This is a genomic window from Faunimonas sp. B44 (genome assembly GCF_052655945.1).
Genome location: NZ_JBQYEX010000021.1, coordinates 1 through 23,767, shown reverse-complemented (window position 1 = coordinate 23,767; position 23,767 = coordinate 1). Strand labels below are relative to the sequence as shown.

Sequence of the window (23,767 nt, the reverse complement as noted above, 5' to 3'; positions counted from 1 at the left end):
AGGGTCAAGCCCGGGCAGGACGACAGAACGAGAGGAAACGCAGGGGGTCAGCAGCACCACCCCCGCCCCACCCCCTGTCGTCATCGCCCGACCTCGATCCGGCGATCCACAAGCACCGCCCCCGCCCCTCTCTCTGTCGTCATCGCCGGACTTGATCCGGCGATCCACGAGCGCCAGCCCTGCGGCACGGCCGCACTGGATGCCCGGGTCAAGCCCGGGCAGGACGACAGAACGAGAGGAAACGCAGGGGGTCAGCAGCACCACCCCCGCCCCACTCTCTGTCGTCATCGCCGGACTTGATCCGGCGATCCAGGCAGCGCCCCCCGCGGCACGGCCGCGCTGGATGCCCGGGTCAAGCCCGGGCAGGACGACAGAACGAGAGGAAATGCAGGGCGTCAGCAGCACCACCCCCGCCCCACCCCCTGTCGTCATCGCCGGACTTGATCCGGCGATCCACAAGCGGCGCCCGCAGCGGCACGGACGCGCCGGATGCGCGGCTCAAGCCCGGGCAGGACGACGGTGCGGGGGAAGCGCAGAGCACCTATCTCATGAACTCCGCGCAGCGCGCCGGCTCCTCGTCGGCCCAGGGCATGATCGGCACGGACGAGGTCGAGTTCTTCGGCGAGCCCTCGATCAGCCGGTCCGAATAGACCAGGTAGACGAGGACGTTGCGCTTGGCGTCGCAGCCGCGCACGATCTGCATGCGCTTGAAGATGAGCGAGCGGCGCTCGCTGAACACCTCGTCGCCCTGCTTGACCTTCGCCTTGAAGCGGATCGGCCCGACCTGCCGGCAGGCGAGCGAGATGTCGGAGACCTCCTCGGCGACGCCCAGCATGCCGGACACGCCGCCCTTCTCCGGCTGCGTGTAATGGCAGGCGACACCTTCCACCACCGGGTCGTCGATGCCGTAGACGGCGAGCTTGTGGTCCGGCGTCAAGAGCTTGAAGACGGTCGACTTCTTGAAGATGAGGTCCGGCCCGTCGGCGAGCGCCGGTCCGGCGAGAGCGAAGACGAGCAGGAGAGCGAGCCAGTGGCGCATGGGGGATCCTCCGGGAACGGCAGACACATAGGATCGCGCCGCCCGGATTGCGATTGCCTGAGGGCCGCACGCACAAACGCTGCACCGCCCGTTCCGACCCTGCTATGATGGTCCGCCACGGCCATCCGGGTTCAGTCTGCGTTCAGCCGGATCGTGGCACCTGGCTTTGAGCGTTGCCGTCTCGTCGAAGCAGGGAGAAGCATGTGTTGCGTAGGGCGCTCGCCGCCGCCGTGCTGACCGCGACGGTCGCCGCCGGCCATGCCGAAGCGGCGAGCTGCCGCGCGCTCCAGGCCGAGCTGAACCGTCTCCAGAACGGCGGGGCGTCGCAGGCGCTGCAGTACCGGCGCGCCTATCAGGAGCAGGCCTATGTGCTCCAGCAGACCCGCAACCAGGCGCGGCAGGCGGGCTGCTTCGGCGGCGGCTTCCTGTTCTTCCGCGCCCAGCCGCAGCCGGTCTGCCGCACGCTCCTGCCGAAGATCAACCAGATGGAAGCGAACCTCGCCCGCCTCGACCAGATGCGGGCGCGCGCCGGCGGGTCCGCATCGGCGGGTGACATCCGGCAGATCCGCGCCCAGATGGCGCGCCAGGGCTGCGGCGCGGAAGGCGTGACGACCGCCAGGCGCGGCAGCGGCACGTTGCGCGACCTCCCCGACGCGGCGGAGCCGCGGCAGAGCTTCGCGGGGCGCGGGACCTACCGCACGCTCTGCGTCCGCAGCTGCGACGGCTATTACTTCCCGGTCAGCTTCGCCACCGGCCGGGAGAACTTCACCCGCGACCTCGACGCCTGCCAGGCGCTCTGCCCGGGCACGCGCGTGGACCTCTTCTACCATCCCAATCCCGGCACCGAATCCGAGGCGATGGTCTCGCTCGCCGGCGTCCCCTACAGCGAGCTGCCGAACGCCTTCAAGTACCGCAAGACCTTCGACAAGAGCTGCAGCTGCGGCGCGCCGAGGGGCGCCTATTCGGTCGTGGCGACGCGGACGGACGCGCCGCCCTCGCCGGCCGTCACCGGGTCGACGGCCGCGCCGGCGAATGCCGCCCTGCCGCCGCTGCCGCTCGCCCGCCCCGGCTATGGCGAGGATCCGGAAACGGTCGACAACCGCCTCGGCGGCTTCACGCCCGGTCCGGCCCTGCAGCCGGCGCTCGTGGAGAGCCCGTCGGGTCCGGGCGGGCGGAACGTGCGGATAGTCGGGCCAGCGTATTGGGGCGGCCAACGAGCGGAAGAAGTGCTGCTAACTCCGGTCCCGAACTGAGCCCGGTCAGCGCCAGCCTGAGCGGCATGAAGAGCGCCTTGCCCTTCCGCCCCGTTGCCTCCCGCAGGCGGCCGGTCCATTCGGCCCAGGTCGCCTCGCCCCACGGCTCGGGCGGGGCGAGCGCCGCCGCCGCCTCGAGGAAATCCCGATCGGCCGCCTCCGCCGCGGGCTCGACCGGCCCCTCCACGATCGCCCACCAGCGCCGCGCGTCCTCCAGGCGCTCGATGTTGCCCCGGACCGCGTGCCAGAAGGCGGCGCCGCCGCCGATTCCGAGCGCGGCCAGACGGTCGGCGACGGCTTCGTAGGGCAGCGCCGCGAGCAGCTTGCCGTTCAGCACGCGCAGCTCCGCCACGCTGAAGCGCGCCGGCGCCCGGTTCACCTTCTCCGGCGAGAAGAGCGCGGCGAGTTCCTCCAGCGAGCCGACCGGGCGGATCGGCTCCGACGTGCCGACCAGCACCGCGAAGGCCGCGACCGCGAGCGCCTCGATCCCGTCCGCGCGCAGTGCGCCGAGCGACAGCGCCGCGTTCCGCTTCGACAGCCCCTCGCCCTCGGCCGATTGCAGCAGGTTGTGGTGCCCGAAGGCCGGCGGCGCGGCACCCAGCGCCCGGAACAGCGCGATCTGCGCGCCGGTATTGGTGACGTGGTCGTCGCCGCGGATCACGTGCGTGATGCCGAAGGCGACGTCGTCGACCACGGAGGGCAGCGTGTAGGTGAAGCTCCCGTCCTCCCGCACCAGCACCGGGTCGGACATGGAGGCGAGGTCGACCGCCTGCGCGCCGCGGAAGAGGTCCGTCCACCCGGCCTCGGTCCGCTCGGGCGCGTGGGGATCGTCGCGGAAGTTCGGCAGCAGGAAGCGCCAGTGCGGCCGCCGCCCCTCCGCCTCCAGCCGCCGCCGCTCCGCGTCCGTGAGCCTCAGCGCGCCGCGATCGTAGACCGGCGGCAGGCCGCGCTGCCGCTGCCGGCGGCGCCGGCGCTCGAGCTCCTCCGCCGTCTCGTAGCAGGCATAGAGATGTCCGCTCGCCTTCAGCCTCTCCGCCGCCTCGCGATAGGCCGCAACCCGCGCCGACTGGTGCTCGATGCGGTCAGGCTCGAGCCCGAGCCAGCGCAGGTCGGCGAGGATCGCATCGGCGAATTCCGCCCGCGACCGCTCCGCGTCGGTGTCGTCGAAGCGCAGCACGAAGATGCCGCCCGCGCGCTTGGCGAAGAGCCAGTTGCAGAGCGCGGTGCGGGCGTTGCCGATGTGGATGCGGCCCGTCGGGGACGGTGCGAAGCGGACGACGGGTGACATCGGGCCTGCCGGGGAGTGGAGGCGGCCGTCCTGGCCGCAGGGTCCCCCGGCATGTAACGCGCCGCGCCTGCCCCGACAATCAGGCCGCCGCGCGCTCCGGCGCTTCGGCGATGAGGCCGTCGAGGTCGAGCCGCCGCGTCACCATCGCGATCTCGCCGTCCGGCCCGCGCGGCCATTCCGCCTCCGGCCGGTCCCAGTAGAGCTCGACGCCGTTGCCGTCCGGGTCGCGCAGATAGAGCGCCTCGCTCACCCCGTGGTCGGACGCGCCCTCGAGCCGCACCCCGGCCTCGGCGAGGCGCACGAGCGCGTCGGCGAGGCAGGCCCGCGTCGGGTAGAGGATCGCGAGGTGGTACAGGCCGGTCGTGCCGGGCGCAGGCGGCTTGCCGCCGAGGCTCTCCCAGGTGTTGAGGCCGATATGGTGGTGATAGCCGCCGGCCGACACGAAGGCGGCCTGGCTGCCGTAGCGCTGCGTCAGCTCGAAGCCGAGCACGCCGCAATAGAAGCCGAGCGCGCGCTCCAGGTCCGCGACCTTCAGGTGGACGTGGCCGATGCGCACGCCCGGCGCGATCGGTCCGCGCGCGCTCGCCGGCGCGGCGGCTGCAGATTGCTGTCTCATGGCTGGTCCTCAACGGCCGCCCGCAGGGGAGGCCTTCGCCTTGAGAGATACGCAGGCGCATGCCGTCCGGCCAGTCCGCGAACCGGCGACGCTGCGTTCACCGCTCTGAAGTCACCCGATGAGGCCGAGGCGCAGGAGCGCCGCCGCGCCCCACACGAGCCCCGCCAGAGAGAGCGCGAAGAACACGGCCGACGAGGCGAGGTCCTTCGTCACCCGGATCGCGTCGTGCAGCTCCGGCGTGACGTGGTTGCAGAGCCGCTCGACGGCCGTGTTGAGGAACTCCACGACGAGCACGAAGAGGAGGCTCGCGACGAGCGCGACCCAGACCCAGACGGAGGTGGCGAGAACGAAGGAGAGCGGCACGAACACGGCCGCGATCGCGAATTCCTGCTGGATGGCGGCCTCGGTGCGCAGGCCCTCCTTCATGCCGCGGAAGGAATTGGCGGCGGAATCGAGGATGCGCGTGAGCCCGCCCTTGCCCGGCAGCGCCGACGGCCGCCGCCGGTTTCCGAAGACGGGGCTCCTCGCCCGCTCTGCCGCCCGGTCCGCTTCCATGCCCGCCTCTTCGCCCAGTGCCCGCCCGCCGCCGCGGCCCTCGGGCCGCAGGCACTGCGGATCATGCCCGAGATGCGTCGACGAACCGTAACGGCCGACCCGGCCCGGCCTCGGCTCAGGCGCCCGCCGCGAACCTGTTCTCGTGGCCGAGCCGCTCCTTCTTCAGGAGCTCGGCCACCAGGAACGCGAGTTCGAGCGCCTGGTCGGCGTTGAGCCGCGGGTCGCAATGCGTGTGGTAGCGGTCCGAGAGGTCGGCGTCGGACACGGCCCGCGCGCCGCCGGTGCATTCGGTGACGTTCTTGCCCGTCATCTCGATGTGGATGCCGCCGCCATGCGTGCCCTCGGCCCGGTGGACGCTGAAGAAGGTCTCCACCTCGCGCAGGATCAGCTCGAACGGCCGCGTCTTGAAGCCGGTCGTCGCCTTGATCGTGTTGCCGTGCATCGGGTCGCACGACCACACGACCTTGCGGCCCTCGCGCTCCACCGCCCTGATCAGCCGCGGCAGACGCTCGGCGATCTTGTCGGCGCCGAAGCGCATGATGAGGGTCAGCCGCCCCGGCTCGTTCTTCGGGTTGAGGAGGTCGATCGAGCGCAGCAGCTCGTCTGGCTGCATGTTCGGGCCGCATTTCAGCCCGACCGGGTTCTTCACGCCGCGGCAGAACTCGAAATGCGCATGGTCGGTCTGGCGCGTGCGCTCGCCGACCCAGATCATGTGGCCCGACGTCGCGTACCAGTCGCCGGTGGTGGAATCGACGCGCGTCAACGCCTCCTCGAAGCCGAGCAGCAGCGCCTCGTGGCTGGTGAAGAAATCGGTCTGGCGCAGCTCCGGCGTGCGATCGGCGTCGATTCCGATCGCGCGCATGAAGTCCAGCGTCTCGGTGATGCGGTCGGCGAGCTGCTCGTAGCGCTCGCGCTGCGGGCTGTCGGCGACGAAGCCGAGCATCCACTGGTGCACGTGCTCGAGATTGGCGTAGCCGCCCTGGGCGAAGGCGCGCAGGAGGTTCAGCGTCGCGGCCGACTGCCGGTACGCCATTTCGAGGCGCATCGGGTCGGGCGTGCGCGAGCCTTCCGTGAACTCGATGCCGTTGATGATGTCGCCGCGATAGCTCGGCAGCAGCTGGTCGCCCTGCCGCTCCATCGGCTCGGAGCGCGGCTTGGCGAACTGGCCGGCGATCCGCCCGACCTTCACCACCGGCGACTTGGCCGCAAACGTCAGCACCACCGCCATCTGCAGGAAGACGCGGAAGAAGTCGCGGATGTTGTCGGCGCGGTGCTCGACGAAGCTCTCCGCGCAGTCGCCGCCCTGGAGCAGGAAGGCGCGGCCTTCCGCGACCTCCGCGAGGTGGCGCTGCAGGGCCCGCGCCTCGCCGGCGAAGACGAGCGGCGGATAGGTCGCAAGCCGGCCCTCGACCTCGGCCAGCGCCTCCTGGTCCGGATAGTCCGGCACCTGCACGATCGGCTTCGACCGCCAGCTCGCCGGTGTCCAATTCTCGCTCATCGCAAGCTCCCGAAACGCGCCGCTGAGGGCGCGTTATCCGTACAGAAACACGGAAGTGCGACGCCGGCATGCCCGCCCGGCGCCGCTCCCCTGCGCGCGCATATAACAAGCAGGTGCCGCTCGCGCCAGAAAAACGGCGTCCCGCCACCCTCGCCGCAGCACCCCCTCTCGTCGTCGTCGGGCTCGCATGCGGAGCACCGCCCCCGCCCCACCCTCCGTGGCCCCCGCCGGACTCGCATGCGGAGCACCGCCCCCGCCCCACTCTCTGTCGTCGTCGCCGGACGTGATCCGGCGATCCAGCCAACGCCCCCCAGCGGCACCGTCGCACTGGATGCCCGGGTCAAGCCCGGGCATCCAGTGCGGGAGGCGACGCCCCGCCCCCGCCCCGCCCCACTCGCTGTCGTCCTCGGGCTCGCAAGCGGCGCACCGCCCCCCAGCCCCCTTCCCTGTCGTCATCGCCGGACTTGATCCGGCGATCCAGGCAGCGCCCCCAGCGGCACCGTCGCGCTGGATGCCCGGGTCAAGCCTGGGCAGGACGACAGTGCGGGAGGCGACGCCCCGCCCCCGCCCCACTCTCTGTCGTCATCGCCGGGCTAGACCCGGCGATCCAGCAGCAGCGTTTCCGCTCGCGAGGCCCCGGTCGATGCCGGTCGACGCCCCGGGCATGACCGCCCGTGGCCACCGCGCCGGCGGCGCCGGGGACCCTTGCGGCCCGCCACGCGTTCGTTGAAATTCGGCAACGGCTCCGAACCGGAGGCTCGATGCGCGACCTGCCGCCGCTCACCGTCGGGGTGGAGGAGGAGTACCTCCTCGTCGATCTCGAGACCCGCGATCTCGCGGTCGACCCCCCGCCCGCCTTGATGGAGGCACTGGGCGAGATCCTCGGCCGCCGCGTCGCGCCGGAATTCCTGCGCTGCCAGATCGAGGTCGGCACCGAAGTCTGCACCTCGATGCCGGCGGTGCGCAGCGGGCTCGCCAGCATGCGCGCCTCGATCGCCGACGAGGCCCGCCGCCACGGGCTCGCGCCGATCGCCGCCTCGACCCATCCCTTCGCCGACTGGAGCCGCCAGCGCAGCACCGACAAGGACCGCTACCGGACGCTCGCCGAGAAGTACCAGGTCGTCGCCCACCGCCTCCTCGTCTCCGGCATGCACGTCCACGTCGCCGTGGAGGACGAGGACCTCAGGATCGACCTCCACAACCAGCTCATCTACTTCCTGCCGCACCTCCTGGCGCTCAGCACCTCGTCGCCCTTCTGGCGCGGCCGCGAGACCGGGCTGAAATCCTATCGCCTCGGCGTCCTCAACGAGCTGCCGCGGGCCGGCCTGCCGCCGGTCTTCGAGAGCGCATCGGAGTACCGCCGGCTCGTGCGCGTGCTGACCGAATGCAGGCTGATCGAGGATGCCACCCGCATCTGGTGGGATCTCCGCCCGTCCGCGCGCTACCCGACGCTCGAGATGCGCATCACCGACACCTGCACCAGACTCGCCGACGCCGTTGCGGTCGCGAGCCTTTACCGATGCATCGTCCGCATGCTCTGCCGGCTTAAGCGCAACAACCAGCGCTGGCGGCACTATCCGCTCGCCCTCATCAGCGAGAACCGCTGGCTCGCGCAGCGCCACGGCCCCGCCGCCAGCCTGATCGACTTCGGCAAGGCCGAGGCCGTGCCCCTCGCCGCCCTGGTCGAGGAGCTGCTGGCGCTGGTCGCGGAGGATTCCGAGGCGCTCGAATGCCGCGCCGAGGTGGAGCACGTCCGCCGCATCGTCGCCGAAGGCACGAGCGCCGACCGCCAGGTCGCCACCTACCGCAGCGCCCTGGAAGCGGGGCAGGACGAGCAGGGCGCGCTCCGCGCCGTCGTCGACCACCTCGTCCGCGAGACGCTGGAGGGCTGCGACACCGCCTGAGCCGGCGCATGGAGCCATGCGGCGATCGCGTGCCGCGGCATGCGAGCCATGCGGCGGCGATGTCGCGGCACGCCCACCGACGTGCTACCCGTCCTCGTCGCTTCCATGCGAGTCCATCCGATGCAGTCCATCATCTTCGCGACGCTGGTCTTCTCCTTCATCACGGCCGCGCCGGCCGAGACGGCCCAGCCCTATGCCGGCCACGAGCAGCGGAGCCTCAAGGCGCTGTCCGACGAGGAGATCGCGGATCTGCGCGCCGGGCGCGGGATGGGCATGGCGCTCGCCGCGGAGCTGAACGGCTATCCCGGTCCCCTCCACGTGCTGGAACTCGCCGACGAGCTCGCGCTGAGCCTCGACCAGAGGGAGGAGGTGGAGGAGATCCACGCCGACATGCAGGCCGAGGCGAGCGCGCTCGGGGCGCTCCTCATCGAGCAGGAGGCGGGCCTCGACCGCGCCTTCGCGGAACGCACGATCACGCCGGCGAGCCTCTCGGCGACGCTGCTCGAGATCGGCCGCCTGCAGGCCGAACTGCGCGCGACGCATCTCCGCCACCATCTCACGACGGCGGCCGCGCTCACGCCCGAGCAGATTGCGCACTATGCCGCGTTGCGGGGCTATTCGTCGCCGCAGGGGCAGCACGGGCAGCACGGTCGGCACTGAGCACGAGGCCGCACGGCATGCCCGCGGCGCGAACGGACCGCTGGACGCTCGTCGTCTGCCTGTCCCGCATCTTCCTGTTCGCGACCTTCATGACGGTCGCGGCCGTGATACCGCTCCTCAAGGACGCGTGGGCGATCTCGGCGGTCGAGGCCGGCGCGATCGTCACCGCCTTCACGATCGCCTACGCCGTCTCGCTCTTCGTCTTCGGCTGGGCGGCCGACCACATCGGCGCCAAGCGCGCGGTGCAGATCTCCGCTGTCGGCAGTGCGCTCGCCTCCGCCGCCTTCGGCTTCTTGGCCCATGACTGGACGAGCGCGCTCCTGCTCTACGCCAATGTCGGGCTCTGGCAGGGCGGCATCTACACGCCGCTCGTCATGCTTTTCGCCGAGCGCTCCGCGCCGGAGCGGCGCGGCACGGCGATGGGCTGGCTGATCGCCTCCACCTCGCTCGGCTACGCCTTCTCGCTCGCCGTAAGCGGCATCGGCATCGCGCTCGGCGGGCACATGGCGGCCTTCGTCCTCACCGGGCTCTTGCCCGGGATCGGCACGCTGATCCTGCTCTTCGCGCTCCACCCGCTGCCGAACCGCGTCCACCGGCGCTCGCCCGCTCTCGGCCTGTCCGGCGCGCTCTTCCGCAACCGCGAGGCGCGGCTTTTGACGGCGGGCTACACCGCCCATTCCTGGGAGCTTCTCGGCGGCTGGGCCTGGATGCCGACGCTCATCGCGGCGAGCCTCGCCCTCTCCGGCTCCGGCCTTCTCGATGCGAGCGGCAAGAGCGCGTGGCTCACCGCCGCCATGCACGTCCTCGGCGCGTCCGCGGCATTCTCGATCGGCATGCTCTCCGACCGGTTCAGCCGCCGGAGCGTGCTCCTCGGCGTCGCGCTCGCCGCCTCCGCCCTGTCGCTCTCGATCGGCTGGCTGGTGGCGCTTCCCGCCTTGGTGCTCGCGCTGATCGGGCTCGTCCACGCCTTCCTCACGATCGGCGATTCGCCCGTGCTGACGACGGCGATCACGGAGGTGGTGGAGCCGGGCTATCTCGGCGCCGTGCTCGCCGTGCGGGCGCTCTTCGGCTTCGGCGCCGGCGCGGTGGCGCCGATCGCGGCCGGCTTCGTGCTCGACGCCGCCGGCGCGGCCGATCTCGGCCCCTCCGCCGCCTGGGGCCTCACCTTCGGCCTGCTCGGCCTCGGCGGCCTCCTCGCCGCCTGGTGCGCCCACGCGCTGAAGGCTTAGGCGGCGACGCTCTCGCCCGCGCGGATGCGCTCGGTCGGGCCGGCGAAGGTGACGAGCTCCTCCGCCGCCGTCGGGTGGACCGCCATGGTCCGGTCGAAATCAGCGATCTTCGCGCCCATCTTGAGCGGGATGGCGAGGAGCTGCGCCATCTCGCCGGCGTCGGGGCCGAGCACGTGGGCGCCGAGGATGCGCCCTGAGTCGGGCTCCACGACGAGCTTCATCAGCATGCGGTCGGAGCGGCCGGACAGCGTGTGCCGCATCGGCCGGAACGCCGTCTTGTAGATGTCGAGGTCGGCATGGCGAAGGCGCGCCTCGTCCTCGGTCAGCCCGACCGTGCCGATCTCCGGGTGCGAGAACACCGCCGTCGCGACGAGGTCGTGGTCGGGCCTGGTCGGGCGGCCGCGATAGACCGTGTCCACGAAGCACATCGCCTCGTGGATCGCGACCGGCGTCAGCTGCAGCCGGTCGGTCACGTCGCCGATCGCGAAGATGTGGTCGACGGCCGTCTTCGAATAGGCGTCGACGACGATCGCGCCGCGGGCGTCGAGTTCCACGCCCGCCGCCTCCAGCCCAAGGCCGTCGGTGTTGGGGAGCCGCCCGACCGCCAGCATGATGCTGTCCGCGTCCTCGATCTCGCCGGTGGAGAGATGCGCGCGCAGCCGCCCGTCGGGGCGCTTCTCGATGCGCTCGAAGATCGTCCGGCAGAGGATGCGGATGCCCTTGTTGGTCATCTCGGCATGGAGCAGCCGGCGCAGGTCCATGTCGAAGCGCGACAGCACCTCGCCGCCGCGATAGACGAGCGTCGTGTCGACGCCGAGCCCGTTGAAGATGCCGGCGAACTCCACGGCGATGTAGCCGCCGCCGGCGATCAGGATCTTCTCCGGCAGCCGCTCCAGGTGGAACGCCTCGTTCGAGGTGATGCAGTGCTCGTGGCCCGGCAGGTCGGCGTGCGGGTTGGCGCGCCCGCCGGTGGCGACCAGGATCGTGTCGGCCGTGACGGTCTGCCCGAGCGCCTCGAGCCGCACGCGATGGTCGCCGGCGAGGACCGCGCGGCTCTCGAAGATCTCGACGTTCGAGCGTTCGAGGTTCGCGCGGTAGAGGCCTTCCAGCCGGGCGATCTCCTTGTCCTTGTTGGCGATCAGCGTCGGCCAGTCGAACCGCGCCTCGCCGAGCGTCCAGCCGTAGCCGGCGGAATCCTCGAACGCCTCGGAGAATTGCGAGGCGTAGACGAGGAGCTTCTTCGGCACGCAGCCGCGGATCACGCAGGTGCCGCCGATCCGGTCCGATTCGGCGATCCCCACCCGCGCGCCGGCTTCCGCCGCCTTGCGCGCGGCGCGGACGCCGCCGGAGCCGGCGCCGATGACGAAGAGGTCGTAGTCCCGCGCCACGGCTCGCCTTATTGCGGGTTCGACTGCGGCGCGGCCGGCTGGCCGGAGCCCTCGAGCCGGGTCGTCTCGTTCTTCACCATCGTGTCGAGTTCGGCGGTGACCTTCTGCACGATCTCCTCGCCGATCTCCTGCGCCCATTCCTGCGCGATCTGCAGCTGGCCACCGAGCAGCCTCGGCTGGATCTCGGCGAGCCGCTGGCCGGCCGGCGTGTTGTAAAACACCAGGAGCGCTTCCAGCTGCGCCTTGTCGAAGAACTCCGTCCAGACCTCGGCGAGCCGGTCGTCGAGTTCCCTGCGGCGGTCGACCATCGACAGCGCCACGCGGTCGACCACCTCGATGATGCCGAGCTGCATCTGCGGATTGGAGCGGATGAAGGTCGTCTTCGCCTGGTCGGCGACGTTCGGCAGGATCTCGTCGAAGGTCCGGCCGGACCCGCTCACCTGCACGACCTGGCGGGCGACCGCCAGCGTCTCGGCGTCCGGCGCCTGCGCGAAGGCGGGCGCAATCGTGGCTAGTCCGGCCGCCACGGCGAGGGCGGCAAAGAGATGCTTCATCGTCTGACTCCCGATGCGCCCGCGGCGGGCGCTGAGTTCGTGGAAAGCGGGTGCGCTCACGCGGCGATCTCCTGGAGCCCGTCCGGGCCGGCGATGATCGCCAGGTCGGCATAGCCGAGGAACAGGCCGTGCTCGACGACGCCGGGCAGCGCCGAGAGCTCGCGTGCGAGCGCTTCTGGTTCCGGAATGCGGCCAAAAGATGCGTCCAGCAGCCAGTTGCCGCCGTCCGTCTTCGCCACCTCGCCGTCGCGCCGGCGCAGGTCGAGCGCGCAGGACAGGCCGAGCTCCAGCGCGCATCGCTCGACGGCGAGGCTGGTGGCGGCGAGCCCGAACGGCACCGCCTCGATCGGCAGGGGAAAGGCGCCGAGCGTGTCGACCACCTTGGAGGCGTCGGCGATCACGATCATGCGCCGCGCCGCGTGCGCGACGATCTTCTCCCTGAGCAGCGCCCCGCCGCCGCCCTTCACGAGCGACAGGCCGGGCCCGATCTCGTCGGCGCCGTCGACCGCCAGGTCGAGCTCCGGATAGTCCTCGAGCGTGGCGAGCGGCACGCCGAGGGCCCGCGCCAGGGCGGCGGTCGCCTCCGAGGTCGGCACGCCGACCACGTCGAGGCCGCCCGAAACCCTCTCGGCGAGCCCCTTCACGAAGAAGGCGGCCGTGGAGCCGGTGCCCAGCCCCAGCCGCATCCCGCTCTCCACATGGGCGAGCGCAGCCTCGGCGGCGCGGCGCTTGAGATCGTCAGCCATCGTCCTTCCAGCGGCCGGATCAGGTGATGCGCGCATAACACAGCGCTACGCGCATTCCTATTGCCGCGTCGGCGGCGCCCGCGAAGGGCTGCGCCGCGGGCATTTGCCGCTATAGTTGCCCGGATGCGTGATTCCCTGATCGTCTTCGACCTCGACGGCACGCTGGTCGACACCGCCCCGGACCTGCTCGCCGCGCTCGACGCGGTGCTGGTCGCCCACGGCTTCCCGAAGGCCGACCCGTCCGCGCGCGAGGGCATCGGCCGCGGCGCCCGCCATCTCATCGAGGTTGCCCTGCAGAAGCAGGACGTCGCCCCCTCCGCCGCTCTCCTCGACCGCATGCATGCCGGCTTCCTGGACTATTATTCCGAGCACATCTGCGAGGGCAGCCGGCCCTATCCGGGCGTGCTCGACGCGCTCGACGCGCTCGCCGCCGCCGGCTGGGCGTTCGCGATCTGCACCAACAAGCTCGAGGGCCTGTCGCGCCGCCTGCTCGACACGCTGTCGCTGACGGCGCGCTTCCGCGCGATCTGCGGGGCCGACACCTTCGACGTCCGCAAGCCGCATCCCGGCCATCTCCTGCGCACCGTCGCGCTCGCCGGCGGCGAGCCGGAGCGCTCGATCATGGTCGGCGATTCCCGCACCGACGTTGAGACGGCGCGCGCCGCCGGCATGCCCATCGTCGGCGTGAGCTTCGGCTACACGACCGTGCCGATGGTCGAACTCGTCCCCGACCTTCTCCTGGACGATTATTCCGCCCTCGATGCCGCCGCGCTCGGCGCGCTGGTCGCCCCGAGGCTCAGGGCCGAAGCTTCTTGACGGGCGCGGGGCCGCTACCTATTACACGTCGACCTCCGCGGCACCGCCGCGGCCCGGGCGCGTAGCTCAGCGGGAGAGCACTCCCTTCACACGGGAGGGGTCACAGGTTCAATCCCTGTCGCGCCCACCATCCGCCCATCCTCCACTGCCTCCCCCTGCCGTCCTGCCCGGGCTCGACCCTGGCATCATTGGGCCCGGGGGCGGGCGGACCGGATCTTGTGGATCGCCGGGCCGGCCGGCGATGACGACGTGGAGCGGCGGCGTTCGGGCTGATCGCCGATCGGGTGCGGCCCGTCGCGCCGCCCGCGTCAGACGCCGATCGCCTGCTTCACGCGCTGGCGGCTGAGCGGCAAATCGTGGATCCTCTTGCCGATCGCGTCGCGCACGGCGTTGGCCACCGCCGCCGCCACCGGCCCCTGCGCCGCCTCGCCGGTGCCGAGGAACGCCTCGCCCGGCCGCTCCACGATGTGCACCTCGACGCTCTCCGGCACGCTCCTGAAGCGCAGGATCGGATAGCTCGACCAGTCGACGCTGGTGATCCGCGTGTCGTCGAAGGTGACCGCCTCGTAGAGCGTCCAGCTGATCGCCTGCAGGATGCCGCCTTCCGTCTGGTTCCTGATCCCGTCCGGATTGACGATCTCGCCGCTGTCGATGGCGCTCACGGCCCGCACCACACGAACCCTGCCCGTCTCCGGCTCGACCTCGGCCTCCACCGCCAGCGCGAGATAGGCGGCGAGGTTCTTGTATTTCGCGAAGGCGAAGCCGCGGCCGCGGCCGGCCCTGGCCTGCCAGCCGTCCCAGCCGAAGCGCTCGGCGGCGAGCGTCACGACGTCCCGCGCCCGCGGATCGTCGAGATGGCGCAGCCGGAACTCGACCGGGTCGGCCTCCGCCGCGAGCGCCAGATCGTCCATGAAGCTCTCGATGGCGAACACGTTCGCATAGGCGCCGAGCGCCCGCAGCGCCGACACGCGGAGCGGCATGTCGGGCAGGAAGTGCCAGAGCACGCGCTTGTTCGGGAAGACGTAGAGCGGGTTCGAATTGCGGTCGCCGTTGCCGGCCTGGCTGATGTTGAGGCGCGCCGGCGGCGGCGTGACGGCATCCTGCCGGTGGCGGGCGGCGAGCAGCGAGGCGGCGCCGCCCGGCCGCGTCGAATGCACGTTGCTCCACAGGTCGTAGGCCCAGTCGCGGATGCGCCCGTCCTCGCCGAGCGTGGCGCGGACCTTCATCATCATGGCCGGCCCGTAGGGCTCCCAGGCGTGCTCCTGCTCGCGCATCCACTGGACCCGGACGGGCCGCCCGGGGAGCGCGCGTGCGATCATGGCGGCATCGGCGGCCGCATCGTCGGCGCCGTTGTGGCCGTAGCAGCCGGAGCCCTCCATGTGGATCACCCGCACCTGCTCGGGCGGCATGGCGAGCATCTCGGCGATCGCCCGCTGGTCCGGATAGACGCCCTGCGTGTGCGACCACACCGTCAGGCCGTCATTGCCCATCACCGCCACCGCGCAGGACGGGCCGATCGATGCGTGCATCTGGTAGGGCCGCGTGAAGGTGGCTTCGTAAACCTGGCCGGAGAAGGCCGGCTGCCCTTCCTCCGCCACGGTCCCCACTTCGCGCTCGAGCGATTGCAGCACCTCCGGCAGCCGCGTCTGGTCGGGCAGGTTCGGGCGCTCCTGCCATTGCGCGGCCGCGGCCAGCGCTCGCATCGCGGAGACGGCCTGGAACTCGCGCTCGGCCACCACCGCCAGGAAATTGCCGTCGCGCACGACCGCGACGACGCCCGGCATCGCCTCGACCGCGCTGGAATCGAGCCCAGTGAGCTCCGAACCCTGGCTCGGCGGGCGTACCACCCGGGCGTGGACCATGCCCTCGAGCCGCAGGTCGTGCACGTAGGCCGGGTTGCCGGTCACCTTGGCCGGTATGTCGACCCGCGGCAGCGATTGGCCCATCACCCGGAACGTCCCGGGCTCCTTCAGGCGCGATTGCGGCTGCGCCTCGACATGGAGCAGCTCGGCCGACACGAGCTCGCCGTAGCCGATCGACGTGCCGTCGGCGGCGACGATGGCCTTGCCTTCGGCCCGGAGCTCGCCCGGCGCGACGCCGAGGCGCTCGGCCGCCTGGGCGATCAGGATCTCGCGCACCTGCGCCGCGGCGTTCCGGATCGCCGTCCCGCTGTTCTGCATGGACTGGCTGCCGGCGGTGAAGCCCTCGTCCGGCGTGCGGCCCGTGTCGGCGGTGACGAGGTCGATCTCGCCGGGCTCCACCTCAAGCTCCTCGGCCGCGACCTGGATGAGCGCGGTCCGGATGCCCTGGCCGAGCTCGACCTTTCCGGTGAAGACGGTGATCGAGCCGTCCGCATCGACCCTTATCCAGGAATCGAGGAAGGGCGAGTCCTTCAGGCTGCCCGGCAGTTTCGGCGGCGCCGGCTGCGCGGCGGGCGCGGAGTCCTGCGCGAGCGCCGCCCCCGCGATCGAGAAGCCGACGACGAGCGCGCCGGTTCCGGCGAGCACCGCACGGCGGGAAATTCCGCTCCGGTCTGTCGTCTGCATCATCCGGTCCTCCCATCCGATGCCGGCAGGCCGGCGGCCTGCATCAGCTCGCCGGCGCGGCGCACCGCGGCCAGGATCCGCATGTGGGTGCCGCAGCGGCACAGGTTCGGCTCGAGCGCGGCCCTGATCTCCTGGTCCGAGGCGGCGGGATTCTTCTGCAGGAGCGCCTGCGCCCGCATCATCATGCCGGGGATGCAGAAGCCGCATTGCGCCGCCTGCGCCTCGATGAAGGCGCTCTGCATCGGGCCCGGCTCCTCGATCGTCCCGAGGCCCTCCACGGTCGTCACCGCGCGGCCCTCCACCATCAGGATCGGTGTCACGCACGAGAACACCGGCTCGCCGTCGACCATGACCGTGCAGGATCCGCACTGCCCGAGCCCGCAGCCGTACTTCGCGCCGTTCAGGCCGAGATTGTCGCGCAGCGCGTAGAGGAGCGGCGTCGCCGGATCGGCGTCGACCTCATGCGTGCTGCCGTTCACGTTGAGCGTCACTGCCATCGGTCAGTCCTCCGCACCGACATTCTCGGGTGCCCGCTCGATCCCGTCGGAGGGAAGGACGCGGACATGGTATTCGCCGGTCATGGTCGCCCGCACGATCTCGCCGAGATTCTCCCAGGGCGGCCGATCCGTAAAGCGCTCGCGAAGATATTCGAGGAGCGCCACCATCTCGTCCTCCGAGATCACGCCGCGATAGCCGGGCATGACGGAGCTCGCCTGCCCGTCCGCCGCGGGCAGGCCGAAATAGACCATGTTGACGATGTTCTGCGGGCTCGGCGCGTTGACGGCCGTGCTCAGCAGGAGGTTCAGCCCGCCGAAGGGCAGCGACCGGCCGGCATCGTGGCACGGCGAGCAGGCGGCGAGATAGATCGCCTCGCCGCTCCGCGCGGCCGGCGCAGCCGGCGCGGCCTGGCTGTCGGCTGCGGGGATCATCGCGCCCGGCCCGCCGGCGGCCTCTGCCAGCAGTTCCTCGGTCTGGCGGAGGCGCTCCGGCGTTGGCTCGCCCATGACGGAGGCCGTGTAGATCGCGATCGCCTCGATGTCCTCGTCGGGGAGCGCGCGCAGATTGCCCGTGACCTCCGCCATCGGCCCGCGCGAGACGCCGTGATGGGCGTGCCATCCGTTCCTGAGATAGAAGGCGAGGCTCTCCGGATCCCAGGGCACGGGCGCGGGCGAGGTCTCGTCGATCGGATAGGCCGTCCAGCCCTCCGCCTCGCCGCCCGCCCAGTGCCGCTCCGCTTCGAGCGCGCCGAAGCGGTTGCGGGGCGTGTGGCAGGAGCCGCAATGGCCGAGGCCCTCGGCGAGATAGGCGCCGCGGTTCCACGCCTCGCTCCGGTTCGGGTCGGGCCGGAACGCGCCCTCGTCGAGATAGACGAGCTTCCAGCCGGCAAGCAGCGGCCGGATGTTGTACGGGAACGGCAGGTCGTTCGCCGGCGCCTCCGCCGTCACGGGGCGGCGCGTCATCAGGTAGGCGTAGAGCGCGCCGACGTCGTCGTCGGTCACGCGCGTGTAATGGTCGTAGGGGAAGGCGGGATAGAGGTGGCGGCCCTCGCGGTCGACGCCCTCGCGCATGGAGCGCCGGAACGCCGCCTCGCTCCAGCGCCCGATCCCGGTCTCCGGGTCGGGCGTGATGTTGGTCGAATAGATCGTGCCGAACGGGGTGGGGAGCGCCAGGCCGCCGGCGAAGGACTGCCCGCCGGGAACCGTGTGGCAGGCGATGCAGTTTCCGACGGCGGCGAGTTGCGCGCCGCGCGCGATCGTCTCCGGGTCGAAGGCGGAGCGCTCCGGAGGATCGACGGCGTCGATCTCCGAGCGCCACGCGAAAGCCGCCAGGCCCAGCCCGGCGACGACGATGAAGGCTGCAAGTGCCGCCAGTACCCGCGTCGCACGCAAGCCGCCGCTCCTCCCCTTATCATGGCCGCCCGAAGAAAAGGGTCAACGCGGAAACCGCCGCGCAGTTGCAGCCGCGCGGCGGAATTGTGTGTCGCGGCCGCCCGGCCGTCAGTGCTTCGCGGTAACCCCCATCTCCTCGCGGGCGAGATATTGCTTCGCGATGTCCGGCAGGTTCTCGTCGAGCCAGGCCGCCATCGCCTCCTCCTCGGCCAGGATCTCGCGGCAGATGCGCGCCGTCTCCATGTCGCCGACCTGTTCGGCCGTGGCGACCAGGATCCGGTAGGAGGCGATCTCCATCGCCTCGAAGGCGTGGCTCGCGATCGCCCCCTTCATCACCTCGTCGCTGACGAAGATGCCGCTCATGGCCTGGCCCATGGCCAGCATCTTGCCGCCCATGTCCTTCAGCGCGGAGGTGCTGCCGCCGTTCCGCTCGATGCAGCCGCGCACGAGCTCGGCCTGGCGCTGCGTCTCGCGGACGTGCTGCTCGATGCGCGCCTTCAGCTGCGGATAGTGCTCGAGCCGGCCCGCCATGCCGCTCAGCATGGTTTCGGCCTGCTCCTCCGCCGCGTGCGCGTCGCGCAGCCATTCCAGCAATCGTTCTTTCGCGGTCGCCATGTCGGGGATCTCCTTCCGGAAGGCATCTCGGTCCAGCGGTTGCAACGCCGGGCGGGGCGGCTCGTTCCCGCTCGTCCGGTTGCAACCGTCCGGCCGACCGTTGCGCCGGGCACACAGCGCGCGCCGTTTCGCCGGCGCCGCATTCTCCCGGCGCGCCTGCCGGCGTATTCTTCCTCGCGGCTTGGCGCGTGCGCTTTAACGGATTTCCAAGCGGCGCCTGCTAAGCAATCGTCCGATAACGGTCTTTGCGGGGACAAGATGAAGACGAAGGCTTTTCTGGCGGCCGCCCTCGCGGTCGCGCTCCTGGCGATGCAGTCGGAGGGCCATGCGGCCGCGACGGCCGGCACGAAGTTCTTTGATTCCTCGACCAAGCAGTGGGTCACCTTCGGCCCGGCGGCGCGCCAGCGCCACAACCCGGTGCCGCGCGAGATCGTCGACTATGCCGGCCCCCACGGCGCCGACACGATCGTCGTGAACACCGCGGAGCGGCGGCTCTATTACGTGCTCGGCAACGGCAAGGCGATCCGCTACGGCGTCGGCGTCGGCCGCGAGGGCTTCCAGTGGGCCGGCACGCACCGCATCACGCGCAAGGCGGAATGGCCGGGCTGGACGCCGCCGCCGCAGATGCGCAAGCGGCAGCCGGGCCTGCCCCTCTACATGGAGGGCGGCCCCGCCAATCCGCTCGGCGCGCGCGCCCTCTATATCGGCAGCACGCTCTACCGCATCCACGGCTCCAACGAGCCCTGGACGATCGGCCAGGCGGTGTCCTCCGGCTGCGTCCGGATGACCAACGACGACGTGACGGACCTCTACGACAAGGTGAAGGTCGGCACGCGCGTCGTCGTGCTGCGCTGAAGGCGGGCGGCGCCCGCCGCCGCGCCGTTCCGACAGCCGGGCCGGGCCACGTCCCCGGCCTGCCGCCTCCGTCCGGGCCGGGGCTTGACCCCGGCCGCCCGAGCGGCCACCTTCCCCTCATGAACCTGCTGGCCGACCTCCGCCTCTCCCTCGCCCGGCGAGAGAACCCGCTCGCGGGCAAGTAGCCCCCGGCTCGGCCGCATCTGCGCCCCCCGAGCCGAGGGGGCTGGTCCCGGCGGAAGCCCTTCCGCGACGGACCGCGTTTCCGGGGCGAAATCTCCATCTATCATCCCGATTGGGGGCGAGGCGTGAGCCGCGCGGAAGCGGCCCGCCCGAAAGCGGAAGAACGACATGCGTAAGGATTTGGACGGCAAGCGCCTGCCGCGGATCGTCGTCGGCGAAAGCGACCACGACCGCCTCACGAGCCTCGCCCATCTCGCGCTCGACAGCCAGTCGGATGCGGCCGAGGCGCTGCTGGCCGAGATGGAGCGCGCGGTGGTCGTGCCCGACCGCAAGCTCTCGGCCAAGACCGTGCGGATGGGCTCGACGCTCGCCTATCGCGCCGACGAGGGCGAGCCGCGCCGCGTCACCCTGGTCTTCCCCAAGGAGGCCGACATCGCGGCCGGCAAGGTCTCCGTGCTGACGCCGATCGGGGCCGCCCTGATCGGCCTCGCCGAGGGTCAGTCCATCCTGTGGACGGCGCGCGACGGCCGGCAGCACCGCCTCACCGTCGAGGCGGTCGAGCCGGTCGCAGCACCCGCCTGAGCGGGGCCCGCCCGCCGCTCACTCCGCCTTGGAGCCGGCCGCCGGCGCCGCCTGACGCGCCGCCTCGCGCTGCAGGCGCTCGTGGCGCGCCTGCAGCTCCCGGCGCAGCCACGCGACGTCGGCGTCGCGCATCTCCGCCTCGCGCCGGCGCGCCGCCTCGCCCGCGCTTCCCTTGCGCTTGCCTGCCGCGCCCTTCCCCTGCCGCATCGCCTCCAGCGCGCGCCAGACCCGCATGACCTGGGCGAGGAGCCGCAGCATTCCGGCGTGATCGGCGCTTCCCGCGAGCCGCATCGCCTCGATCTGGCCGAGCCCCGCGCTCACCAGCTCCTCGATCCGGGCCTCGATCGCCTCCGGCCGCGACGGCCGCGGCCCGGAGCGCTGGCCGTCGATGCCCCGGCGCTTGCGCCAGCCCTGGCGCTCCATCGCGCGCCGCAGCTCGTGATGCGTCAGGCGGAACTGCGCGAGCACGTCGCGCAGCGGGCGGTCCTCCGCCTCGTAGGCGGCGCGCACCGCGTCCCAGTCGACGGCCGGGTCGGGCGGGCCGCCGAGCCGCGCCGGCACGCGCGGCTTCTCCGGCGGGCGGGGCGGCCAGCCCGCCAGCCGCGCCCGCCGCCTGATCTCGCCGGTCGCGATCCCGGAGCGCCGGGCGATCGCGTCGAGCGTCACGTCCGGGTTTTCCCAGTCGCGCCGGATCGCCGCCCAGTCTGTCCGCGCCGCTCCCGGAAATCGTCCCATCGCCAGCCTCCGGCCCAGGAGCGCACCGAGCCCCGCGCGGAGCGGGCGCCGAAGCGCGTGCCATGTCATAGAAGGGCCGGCCGCGGTGCGCCGACCCTGCCGGAACCCTATCGCGGCGGCGTACGCCGGGGACAGTCGCGAGCATTCACCCACCCGCCGCAGCGTCGGGAGCGGAGAGGCGGGCGCGGATCCACGCCGCAAGCCCCGCCTCGTCCAGCGTGCCTTCGGCAAGCGCGAGCCAGGTGGCGACGCACTCGGCATCGCTCGCGTCGAGCCGGTAGCCGTTGAGACCGAGGAAGAGTTCGGCGACGACGAGCGAAACCCTCTTGTTGCCGTCGACGAAGGGATGATTGCGCGCCAGTCCGTAGGCATGGGCGGCACACAGGGCGGCGAGGTCGGCGTTCTCGTAGGCGAGCACGTTGCGTGGCCGCGCCAGCGCGGATTTCAGCAGGCCCGGATCCCGCATGCCGGCCCGGCCGCCGTGCTCTTCGATCTGGGCATCGTGGACGGCGAGGACGACCTCCTCCTCCACCCAGATCGGGCGCATCTATTTCGCCAGCGCGCGCAACGCGTTGCGCCTCTTCCTCATGATCTTCTCGGCGTGTTCCATCTGCCGCTCGAATTCCGGGTTGTACGGCGTGAGGCGGAAACCGTCGGGCGCTTCCGTCAGATAGAGCGTATCGCCCTTCTCCACCCCGAGCCGCGCGAGAGCCTCCTTCGGAAACACCGCTCCGACGGAATTCCCGATCTGGGTCAGCTTCAACGTGACCATCGCCCCGAACCTCCGCCTGTAACTACAGACATTATAACGTAGGCCTTGGAGACGTTCCCGGCAACCGGCTCTTCGGCTGCCTGCCGCCTGTGCCGGGCGTCAGCCCGCCCGCGCCAGCCACACCGTGTGCCGGTAGCATTCCGGGTCGTCCGCGACGTGGCGGACCACCTCGAAGCCGTTCGCCGCAAGCAGCGCACGGTACGCCGCCGGGTCGAGGCTCGCATGGTAGAGCGCCTCCCCCTCGAACGTACCGATCGCCTCCCCGTGGGCCGGCCCGCTCGTGAACATCAGCGCCGCGCCGGGCGCCGCATGGGCCCGGAACACCGGGAACATCGCCCGCTGGTCGTCGAAACCGAGATGGAAGAAGCTGTCCCAGGCGAGGATGCCGGCGAAGCGGCGGCCGAGATCGAGCCCGCGCATGTCCGCGACGTGGAAGGTTTCGCCGGGCAGGCGCGCACGGCAGAGCGCGACCATCGCCTCCGAGGTGTCGACGCCGGTGAGCGGGTGCCCGGCCTCCACGAGGAAGCGGGCGATCGGCTCCCCGCACCCGCAGCCGAGGTCGAGCACCGGCGCGCCGGACCCGGCAAGCGCGGAGAACCGCTCGAGCCATCCCCGCTCGAACAGGCTGCGCGTCCGCCGCCGGTCAAACGCCGCAGCGTGCCGCTGGTACAGCCCCGCGATCGCGCCGGCCAGCTCGCCCGCATGCCGCCCCGTCATCCCCTCCCCGCCCGCCTTCCCCTCTCCGCCCGCCATCCACGCCTCCCTTCTCGGCGGAGCACCGCCCCCGCCTCATTCCCTGTCGCATCGCCGGGCCAGCATGCGCAACGCCACCCCCGCCCCACCCCCTGTCGTCATCGCCGGACTTGATCCGGCGATCCAGAACGGCCCCTCCTCGTCGAGGCCCCGCTGGATGCCCGGGTCAAGCCCGGGCATGACGACAGTGGAAGCGGCAGCGCTCCGCCCTTCCAGCATGGCCATCCTCGCCGCACTCATTGTCATTGCCGGGCACGCATGCGGAGCACCGCCCCCGCCCCATTCCCTGTCGTCATCGCCGGACTTGATCCGGCGATCCACAACAGCCCCTCCGCGTCGAGGCGCCCGCTGGACGCCCGGGTCAAGCCCGGGCATGACGACAGTGGAAGAGGCACACCAGGGGCAGCCTCACCAGGCAACCCCACCGCCCGTCGTCAGCGCCAGCCACGCCTGCGGCGCACCGCCCTCACCCCCTTCTCTGTCGTCATCGCCGGACTTGATCCGGCGATCCAGATCAGCCCCTCCGCCGCCGCCCGCGCCCGCTGGATGCCCGGGTCAAGCCCGGGCATGACGACAGTGGAGGCGGCAGGCCAGGGCAGCCCCACCGCCCGTCGTTATCGCACGGCGCACGCATGCGGCGCACCGCCCCCGCCCCATTCCCTGTCGTCATCGCCGGACTTGATCCGGCGATCCACAACAGCCCCTCCGGCGCCCGCTGGACGCCCGGGTCAAGCCGGGCATGACGACAGTGGAAGAGGCCGGTCAGGGAGGCCCCTCTCTCTGTAGTCGTCAACGGGCACGCCAGCGGAGCACCGCCCTCACCCCACCCTCTGTCGTCATCGCCGGACTTGATCCGGCGATCCACAACAGCTCCTCCGGCGCCCGCTGGATGCCCGGGTCAAGCCCGGGCATGACGACAGTGGAAGCGGCGGGCCAAGGTCAGCCCCACCCTCTGCCGTCATCGCCGAACCGCCTGCAGAGCACCGCCCCCGCCCCTTTCTCTGTCGTCATCGCCGGACTTGATCCGGCGATCCAGAACAGCCCCTCCGCCGCCCGCTGGACGCCCGGGTTAAGCCCGGGCAGGACGACAGTGGAGGCGGCATGACGACAGTGGCGGCGACATGACGACGGTGGAAGCGGCAGGGGTGGAACGCCGCAGCGGCGTCAGAACATCACCAGGTCGGACGAGAGGTCCCGCCAGTCGGGGTTGTCCGTCTCGATGAGCGCGATCTTCCACGCGCGCGGCCATGACTTGATCGCCTTCTCGCGCGCAATGGCGTCCCGCACCCAC

Annotated in this window: 24 protein-coding genes, 1 tRNA gene and 1 pseudogene; 8 read left to right on the top strand and 18 right to left on the bottom strand. The window is 71.7% G+C overall.

The window, feature by feature from the left end:
* Window positions 1-541: 541 nt before the first annotated feature.
* Entirely contained in the window at window positions 542-1,039 is a 498-nt protein-coding gene (locus ACUN0C_RS18940) for a CreA family protein (RefSeq protein ID WP_445467970.1), read from the bottom strand.
* A 485-nt stretch (window positions 1,040-1,524) separates the two neighbouring features.
* Between ACUN0C_RS18940 and ACUN0C_RS18935 the strand changes: the two genes are divergently transcribed.
* Window positions 1,525-2,292 (top strand): DUF2865 domain-containing protein, encoded by a 768-nt coding sequence (locus tag ACUN0C_RS18935; RefSeq protein ID WP_445467971.1) that lies wholly within the window; start codon window positions 1,525-1,527, stop codon window positions 2,290-2,292.
* On the opposite strand, the pseudogene gltX reads toward ACUN0C_RS18935, so the two are convergent.
* From gltX to ACUN0C_RS18915, 4 genes and pseudogenes are all read right to left on the bottom strand, one after another.
* A pseudogene (gene gltX, locus ACUN0C_RS18930) lies at window positions 2,228-3,580 on the bottom strand (glutamate--tRNA ligase); the annotation flags it as partial. The gene ACUN0C_RS18935 and the pseudogene gltX sit on opposite strands and share 65 nt — an antisense overlap.
* A 79-nt stretch (window positions 3,581-3,659) precedes the next feature.
* Entirely contained in the window at window positions 3,660-4,196 is a 537-nt protein-coding gene (locus ACUN0C_RS18925; protein ID WP_445467969.1) for a VOC family protein, read from the bottom strand.
* Between the two features lie 111 nt (window positions 4,197-4,307).
* Window positions 4,308-4,751 (bottom strand): diacylglycerol kinase, encoded by a 444-nt coding sequence (locus ACUN0C_RS18920; RefSeq protein ID WP_445467968.1) that lies wholly within the window; start codon window positions 4,749-4,751, stop codon window positions 4,308-4,310.
* A 115-nt stretch (window positions 4,752-4,866) separates the two neighbouring features.
* On the bottom strand, window positions 4,867-6,249 hold the full coding sequence (locus tag ACUN0C_RS18915) for a class II 3-deoxy-7-phosphoheptulonate synthase (RefSeq protein WP_445467967.1): 1,383 nt from the start codon (window positions 6,247-6,249) through the stop codon (window positions 4,867-4,869).
* A gap of 761 nt (window positions 6,250-7,010) precedes the next feature.
* On the opposite strand from ACUN0C_RS18915, the gene ACUN0C_RS18910 reads away from it, so the two are divergent.
* The 3 genes from ACUN0C_RS18910 to ACUN0C_RS18900 all read left to right on the top strand — a co-directional run bounded on the left by ACUN0C_RS18910 (window position 7,011) and on the right by ACUN0C_RS18900 (window position 10,042).
* Window positions 7,011-8,153 (top strand): carboxylate-amine ligase, encoded by a 1,143-nt coding sequence (locus tag ACUN0C_RS18910; protein WP_445467966.1) that lies wholly within the window; start codon window positions 7,011-7,013, stop codon window positions 8,151-8,153.
* A gap of 120 nt (window positions 8,154-8,273) precedes the next feature.
* Window positions 8,274-8,813, top strand: a complete 540-nt coding sequence (locus ACUN0C_RS18905; protein ID WP_445467965.1) for a Spy/CpxP family protein refolding chaperone — start codon at window positions 8,274-8,276, stop codon at window positions 8,811-8,813.
* A gap of 17 nt (window positions 8,814-8,830) precedes the next feature.
* Window positions 8,831-10,042 (top strand): MFS transporter, encoded by a 1,212-nt coding sequence (locus ACUN0C_RS18900; protein WP_445467964.1) that lies wholly within the window; start codon window positions 8,831-8,833, stop codon window positions 10,040-10,042.
* Here the strand turns inward: ACUN0C_RS18900 and gor are convergent.
* From gor to rpiA, 3 genes are read right to left on the bottom strand one after another with little or no spacing between them, the layout of a single operon-like run.
* On the bottom strand, window positions 10,039-11,430 hold the full coding sequence (gene gor / locus ACUN0C_RS18895; protein ID WP_445467963.1) for a glutathione-disulfide reductase: 1,392 nt from the start codon (window positions 11,428-11,430) through the stop codon (window positions 10,039-10,041). The genes ACUN0C_RS18900 and gor overlap by 4 nt on opposite strands.
* An 8-nt stretch (window positions 11,431-11,438) precedes the next feature.
* Window positions 11,439-12,044 carry a DUF2059 domain-containing protein gene (locus ACUN0C_RS18890; RefSeq protein ID WP_445467962.1) on the bottom strand — a complete coding sequence of 202 codons (606 nt, stop codon included), beginning with the start codon at window positions 12,042-12,044 and terminating at the stop codon, window positions 11,439-11,441.
* Window positions 12,041-12,730 (bottom strand): ribose-5-phosphate isomerase RpiA, encoded by a 690-nt coding sequence (rpiA, locus tag ACUN0C_RS18885; RefSeq protein WP_445467961.1) that lies wholly within the window; start codon window positions 12,728-12,730, stop codon window positions 12,041-12,043. The genes ACUN0C_RS18890 and rpiA overlap by 4 nt, the downstream gene beginning before the upstream one ends.
* Window positions 12,731-12,853: 123 nt before the next feature.
* On the opposite strand from rpiA, the gene ACUN0C_RS18880 reads away from it, so the two are divergent.
* Window positions 12,854-13,546 carry an HAD-IA family hydrolase gene (locus ACUN0C_RS18880; protein WP_445467960.1) on the top strand — a complete coding sequence of 231 codons (693 nt, stop codon included), beginning with the start codon at window positions 12,854-12,856 and terminating at the stop codon, window positions 13,544-13,546.
* Between the two features lie 55 nt (window positions 13,547-13,601).
* A tRNA-Val gene (locus tag ACUN0C_RS18875) sits at window positions 13,602-13,676 on the top strand.
* A 178-nt stretch (window positions 13,677-13,854) separates the two neighbouring features.
* Here the strand turns inward: ACUN0C_RS18875 and ACUN0C_RS18870 are convergent.
* The 4 genes from ACUN0C_RS18870 to ACUN0C_RS18855 all read right to left on the bottom strand — a co-directional run bounded on the left by ACUN0C_RS18870 (window position 13,855) and on the right by ACUN0C_RS18855 (window position 18,596).
* A complete protein-coding gene (locus ACUN0C_RS18870) occupies window positions 13,855-16,095 on the bottom strand; it encodes a molybdopterin cofactor-binding domain-containing protein (protein WP_445467959.1) in 2,241 nt (746 codons plus the stop codon).
* Window positions 16,092-16,589: a (2Fe-2S)-binding protein gene (locus ACUN0C_RS18865; RefSeq protein WP_445467958.1), complete on the bottom strand. Its 498-nt coding sequence runs from the start codon at window positions 16,587-16,589 to the stop codon at window positions 16,092-16,094. The genes ACUN0C_RS18870 and ACUN0C_RS18865 overlap by 4 nt, the downstream gene beginning before the upstream one ends.
* A 3-nt stretch (window positions 16,590-16,592) precedes the next feature.
* Entirely contained in the window at window positions 16,593-17,981 is a 1,389-nt protein-coding gene (locus ACUN0C_RS18860) for a cytochrome c (RefSeq protein ID WP_445467957.1), read from the bottom strand.
* A 108-nt stretch (window positions 17,982-18,089) separates the two neighbouring features.
* Entirely contained in the window at window positions 18,090-18,596 is a 507-nt protein-coding gene (locus ACUN0C_RS18855; RefSeq protein WP_445467956.1) for a ferritin-like domain-containing protein, read from the bottom strand.
* A gap of 258 nt (window positions 18,597-18,854) precedes the next feature.
* Between ACUN0C_RS18855 and ACUN0C_RS18850 the strand changes: the two genes are divergently transcribed.
* Together ACUN0C_RS18850 and rnk are read left to right on the top strand one after the other, a co-directional pair.
* Complete coding sequence (locus tag ACUN0C_RS18850; protein WP_445467955.1) at window positions 18,855-19,451, top strand: L,D-transpeptidase; 597 nt, start codon at window positions 18,855-18,857, stop codon at window positions 19,449-19,451.
* A gap of 351 nt (window positions 19,452-19,802) precedes the next feature.
* Window positions 19,803-20,216: a nucleoside diphosphate kinase regulator gene (rnk, locus tag ACUN0C_RS18845; RefSeq protein WP_445467954.1), complete on the top strand. Its 414-nt coding sequence runs from the start codon at window positions 19,803-19,805 to the stop codon at window positions 20,214-20,216.
* A gap of 18 nt (window positions 20,217-20,234) precedes the next feature.
* Here rnk and ACUN0C_RS18840 read toward each other — a convergent pair whose 3' ends face one another.
* The 6 genes from ACUN0C_RS18840 to ACUN0C_RS18815 all read right to left on the bottom strand — a co-directional run bounded on the left by ACUN0C_RS18840 (window position 20,235) and on the right by ACUN0C_RS18815 (window position 23,045).
* Window positions 20,235-20,951, bottom strand: coding sequence for a hypothetical protein (locus ACUN0C_RS18840; RefSeq protein WP_445467953.1), 717 nt, complete (start codon window positions 20,949-20,951; stop codon window positions 20,235-20,237).
* Window positions 20,952-21,096: 145 nt separating this feature from the next.
* Entirely contained in the window at window positions 21,097-21,498 is a 402-nt protein-coding gene (locus tag ACUN0C_RS18835) for a type II toxin-antitoxin system death-on-curing family toxin (protein WP_445467952.1), read from the bottom strand.
* Window positions 21,499-21,723 carry an AbrB/MazE/SpoVT family DNA-binding domain-containing protein gene (locus tag ACUN0C_RS18830; protein WP_445467951.1) on the bottom strand — a complete coding sequence of 75 codons (225 nt, stop codon included), beginning with the start codon at window positions 21,721-21,723 and terminating at the stop codon, window positions 21,499-21,501.
* Between the two features lie 99 nt (window positions 21,724-21,822).
* The gene (locus tag ACUN0C_RS18825) at window positions 21,823-22,476 is read right to left on the bottom strand and encodes a class I SAM-dependent DNA methyltransferase (protein WP_445467950.1); all 654 of its coding nucleotides are present in this window, start codon (window positions 22,474-22,476) and stop codon (window positions 21,823-21,825) included.
* Between the two features lie 36 nt (window positions 22,477-22,512).
* Window positions 22,513-22,656: a hypothetical protein gene (locus ACUN0C_RS18820; RefSeq protein WP_445467949.1), complete on the bottom strand. Its 144-nt coding sequence runs from the start codon at window positions 22,654-22,656 to the stop codon at window positions 22,513-22,515.
* A 254-nt stretch (window positions 22,657-22,910) separates the two neighbouring features.
* A complete protein-coding gene (locus tag ACUN0C_RS18815; protein WP_445467948.1) occupies window positions 22,911-23,045 on the bottom strand; it encodes a hypothetical protein in 135 nt (44 codons plus the stop codon).
* Between the last annotated feature and the right edge of the window lie 722 nt (window positions 23,046-23,767).

What these genes read in the sequence shown, in the direction of transcription:
- ACUN0C_RS18905 (WP_445467965.1), top strand. Translation starts at nt 8,274, where the DNA reads ATGCAGTCCATCATCTTCGCGACGCTGGTCTTCTCCTTCATCACGGCC.
- ACUN0C_RS18830 (WP_445467951.1), bottom strand. Translation starts at nt 21,723, where the DNA reads ATGGTCACGTTGAAGCTGACCCAGATCGGGAATTCCGTCGGAGCGGTG.
- rnk (WP_445467954.1), top strand. Translation starts at nt 19,803, where the DNA reads ATGCGTAAGGATTTGGACGGCAAGCGCCTGCCGCGGATCGTCGTCGGC.
- ACUN0C_RS18900 (WP_445467964.1), top strand. Translation starts at nt 8,831, where the DNA reads ATGCCCGCGGCGCGAACGGACCGCTGGACGCTCGTCGTCTGCCTGTCC.
- ACUN0C_RS18820 (WP_445467949.1), bottom strand. Translation starts at nt 22,656, where the DNA reads ATGCCCGGGCTTGACCCGGGCATCCAGCGGGGCCTCGACGAGGAGGGG.
- ACUN0C_RS18870 (WP_445467959.1), bottom strand. Translation starts at nt 16,095, where the DNA reads ATGATGCAGACGACAGACCGGAGCGGAATTTCCCGCCGTGCGGTGCTC.
- rpiA (WP_445467961.1), bottom strand. Translation starts at nt 12,730, where the DNA reads ATGGCTGACGATCTCAAGCGCCGCGCCGCCGAGGCTGCGCTCGCCCAT.
- ACUN0C_RS18915 (WP_445467967.1), bottom strand. Translation starts at nt 6,249, where the DNA reads ATGAGCGAGAATTGGACACCGGCGAGCTGGCGGTCGAAGCCGATCGTG.
- ACUN0C_RS18910 (WP_445467966.1), top strand. Translation starts at nt 7,011, where the DNA reads ATGCGCGACCTGCCGCCGCTCACCGTCGGGGTGGAGGAGGAGTACCTC.
- ACUN0C_RS18835 (WP_445467952.1), bottom strand. Translation starts at nt 21,498, where the DNA reads ATGCGCCCGATCTGGGTGGAGGAGGAGGTCGTCCTCGCCGTCCACGAT.
- ACUN0C_RS18855 (WP_445467956.1), bottom strand. Translation starts at nt 18,596, where the DNA reads ATGGCGACCGCGAAAGAACGATTGCTGGAATGGCTGCGCGACGCGCAC.
- ACUN0C_RS18920 (WP_445467968.1), bottom strand. Translation starts at nt 4,751, where the DNA reads ATGGAAGCGGACCGGGCGGCAGAGCGGGCGAGGAGCCCCGTCTTCGGA.
- ACUN0C_RS18940 (WP_445467970.1), bottom strand. Translation starts at nt 1,039, where the DNA reads ATGCGCCACTGGCTCGCTCTCCTGCTCGTCTTCGCTCTCGCCGGACCG.
- ACUN0C_RS18815 (WP_445467948.1), bottom strand. Translation starts at nt 23,045, where the DNA reads ATGCCCGGGCTTGACCCGGGCATCCAGCGGGCGCGGGCGGCGGCGGAG.
- ACUN0C_RS18840 (WP_445467953.1), bottom strand. Translation starts at nt 20,951, where the DNA reads ATGGGACGATTTCCGGGAGCGGCGCGGACAGACTGGGCGGCGATCCGG.
- ACUN0C_RS18935 (WP_445467971.1), top strand. Translation starts at nt 1,525, where the DNA reads ATGGAAGCGAACCTCGCCCGCCTCGACCAGATGCGGGCGCGCGCCGGC.
- ACUN0C_RS18850 (WP_445467955.1), top strand. Translation starts at nt 18,855, where the DNA reads ATGAAGACGAAGGCTTTTCTGGCGGCCGCCCTCGCGGTCGCGCTCCTG.
- ACUN0C_RS18865 (WP_445467958.1), bottom strand. Translation starts at nt 16,589, where the DNA reads ATGGCAGTGACGCTCAACGTGAACGGCAGCACGCATGAGGTCGACGCC.
- ACUN0C_RS18880 (WP_445467960.1), top strand. Translation starts at nt 12,854, where the DNA reads ATGCGTGATTCCCTGATCGTCTTCGACCTCGACGGCACGCTGGTCGAC.
- ACUN0C_RS18925 (WP_445467969.1), bottom strand. Translation starts at nt 4,196, where the DNA reads ATGAGACAGCAATCTGCAGCCGCCGCGCCGGCGAGCGCGCGCGGACCG.
- ACUN0C_RS18825 (WP_445467950.1), bottom strand. Translation starts at nt 22,476, where the DNA reads ATGGCGGGCGGAGAGGGGAAGGCGGGCGGGGAGGGGATGACGGGGCGG.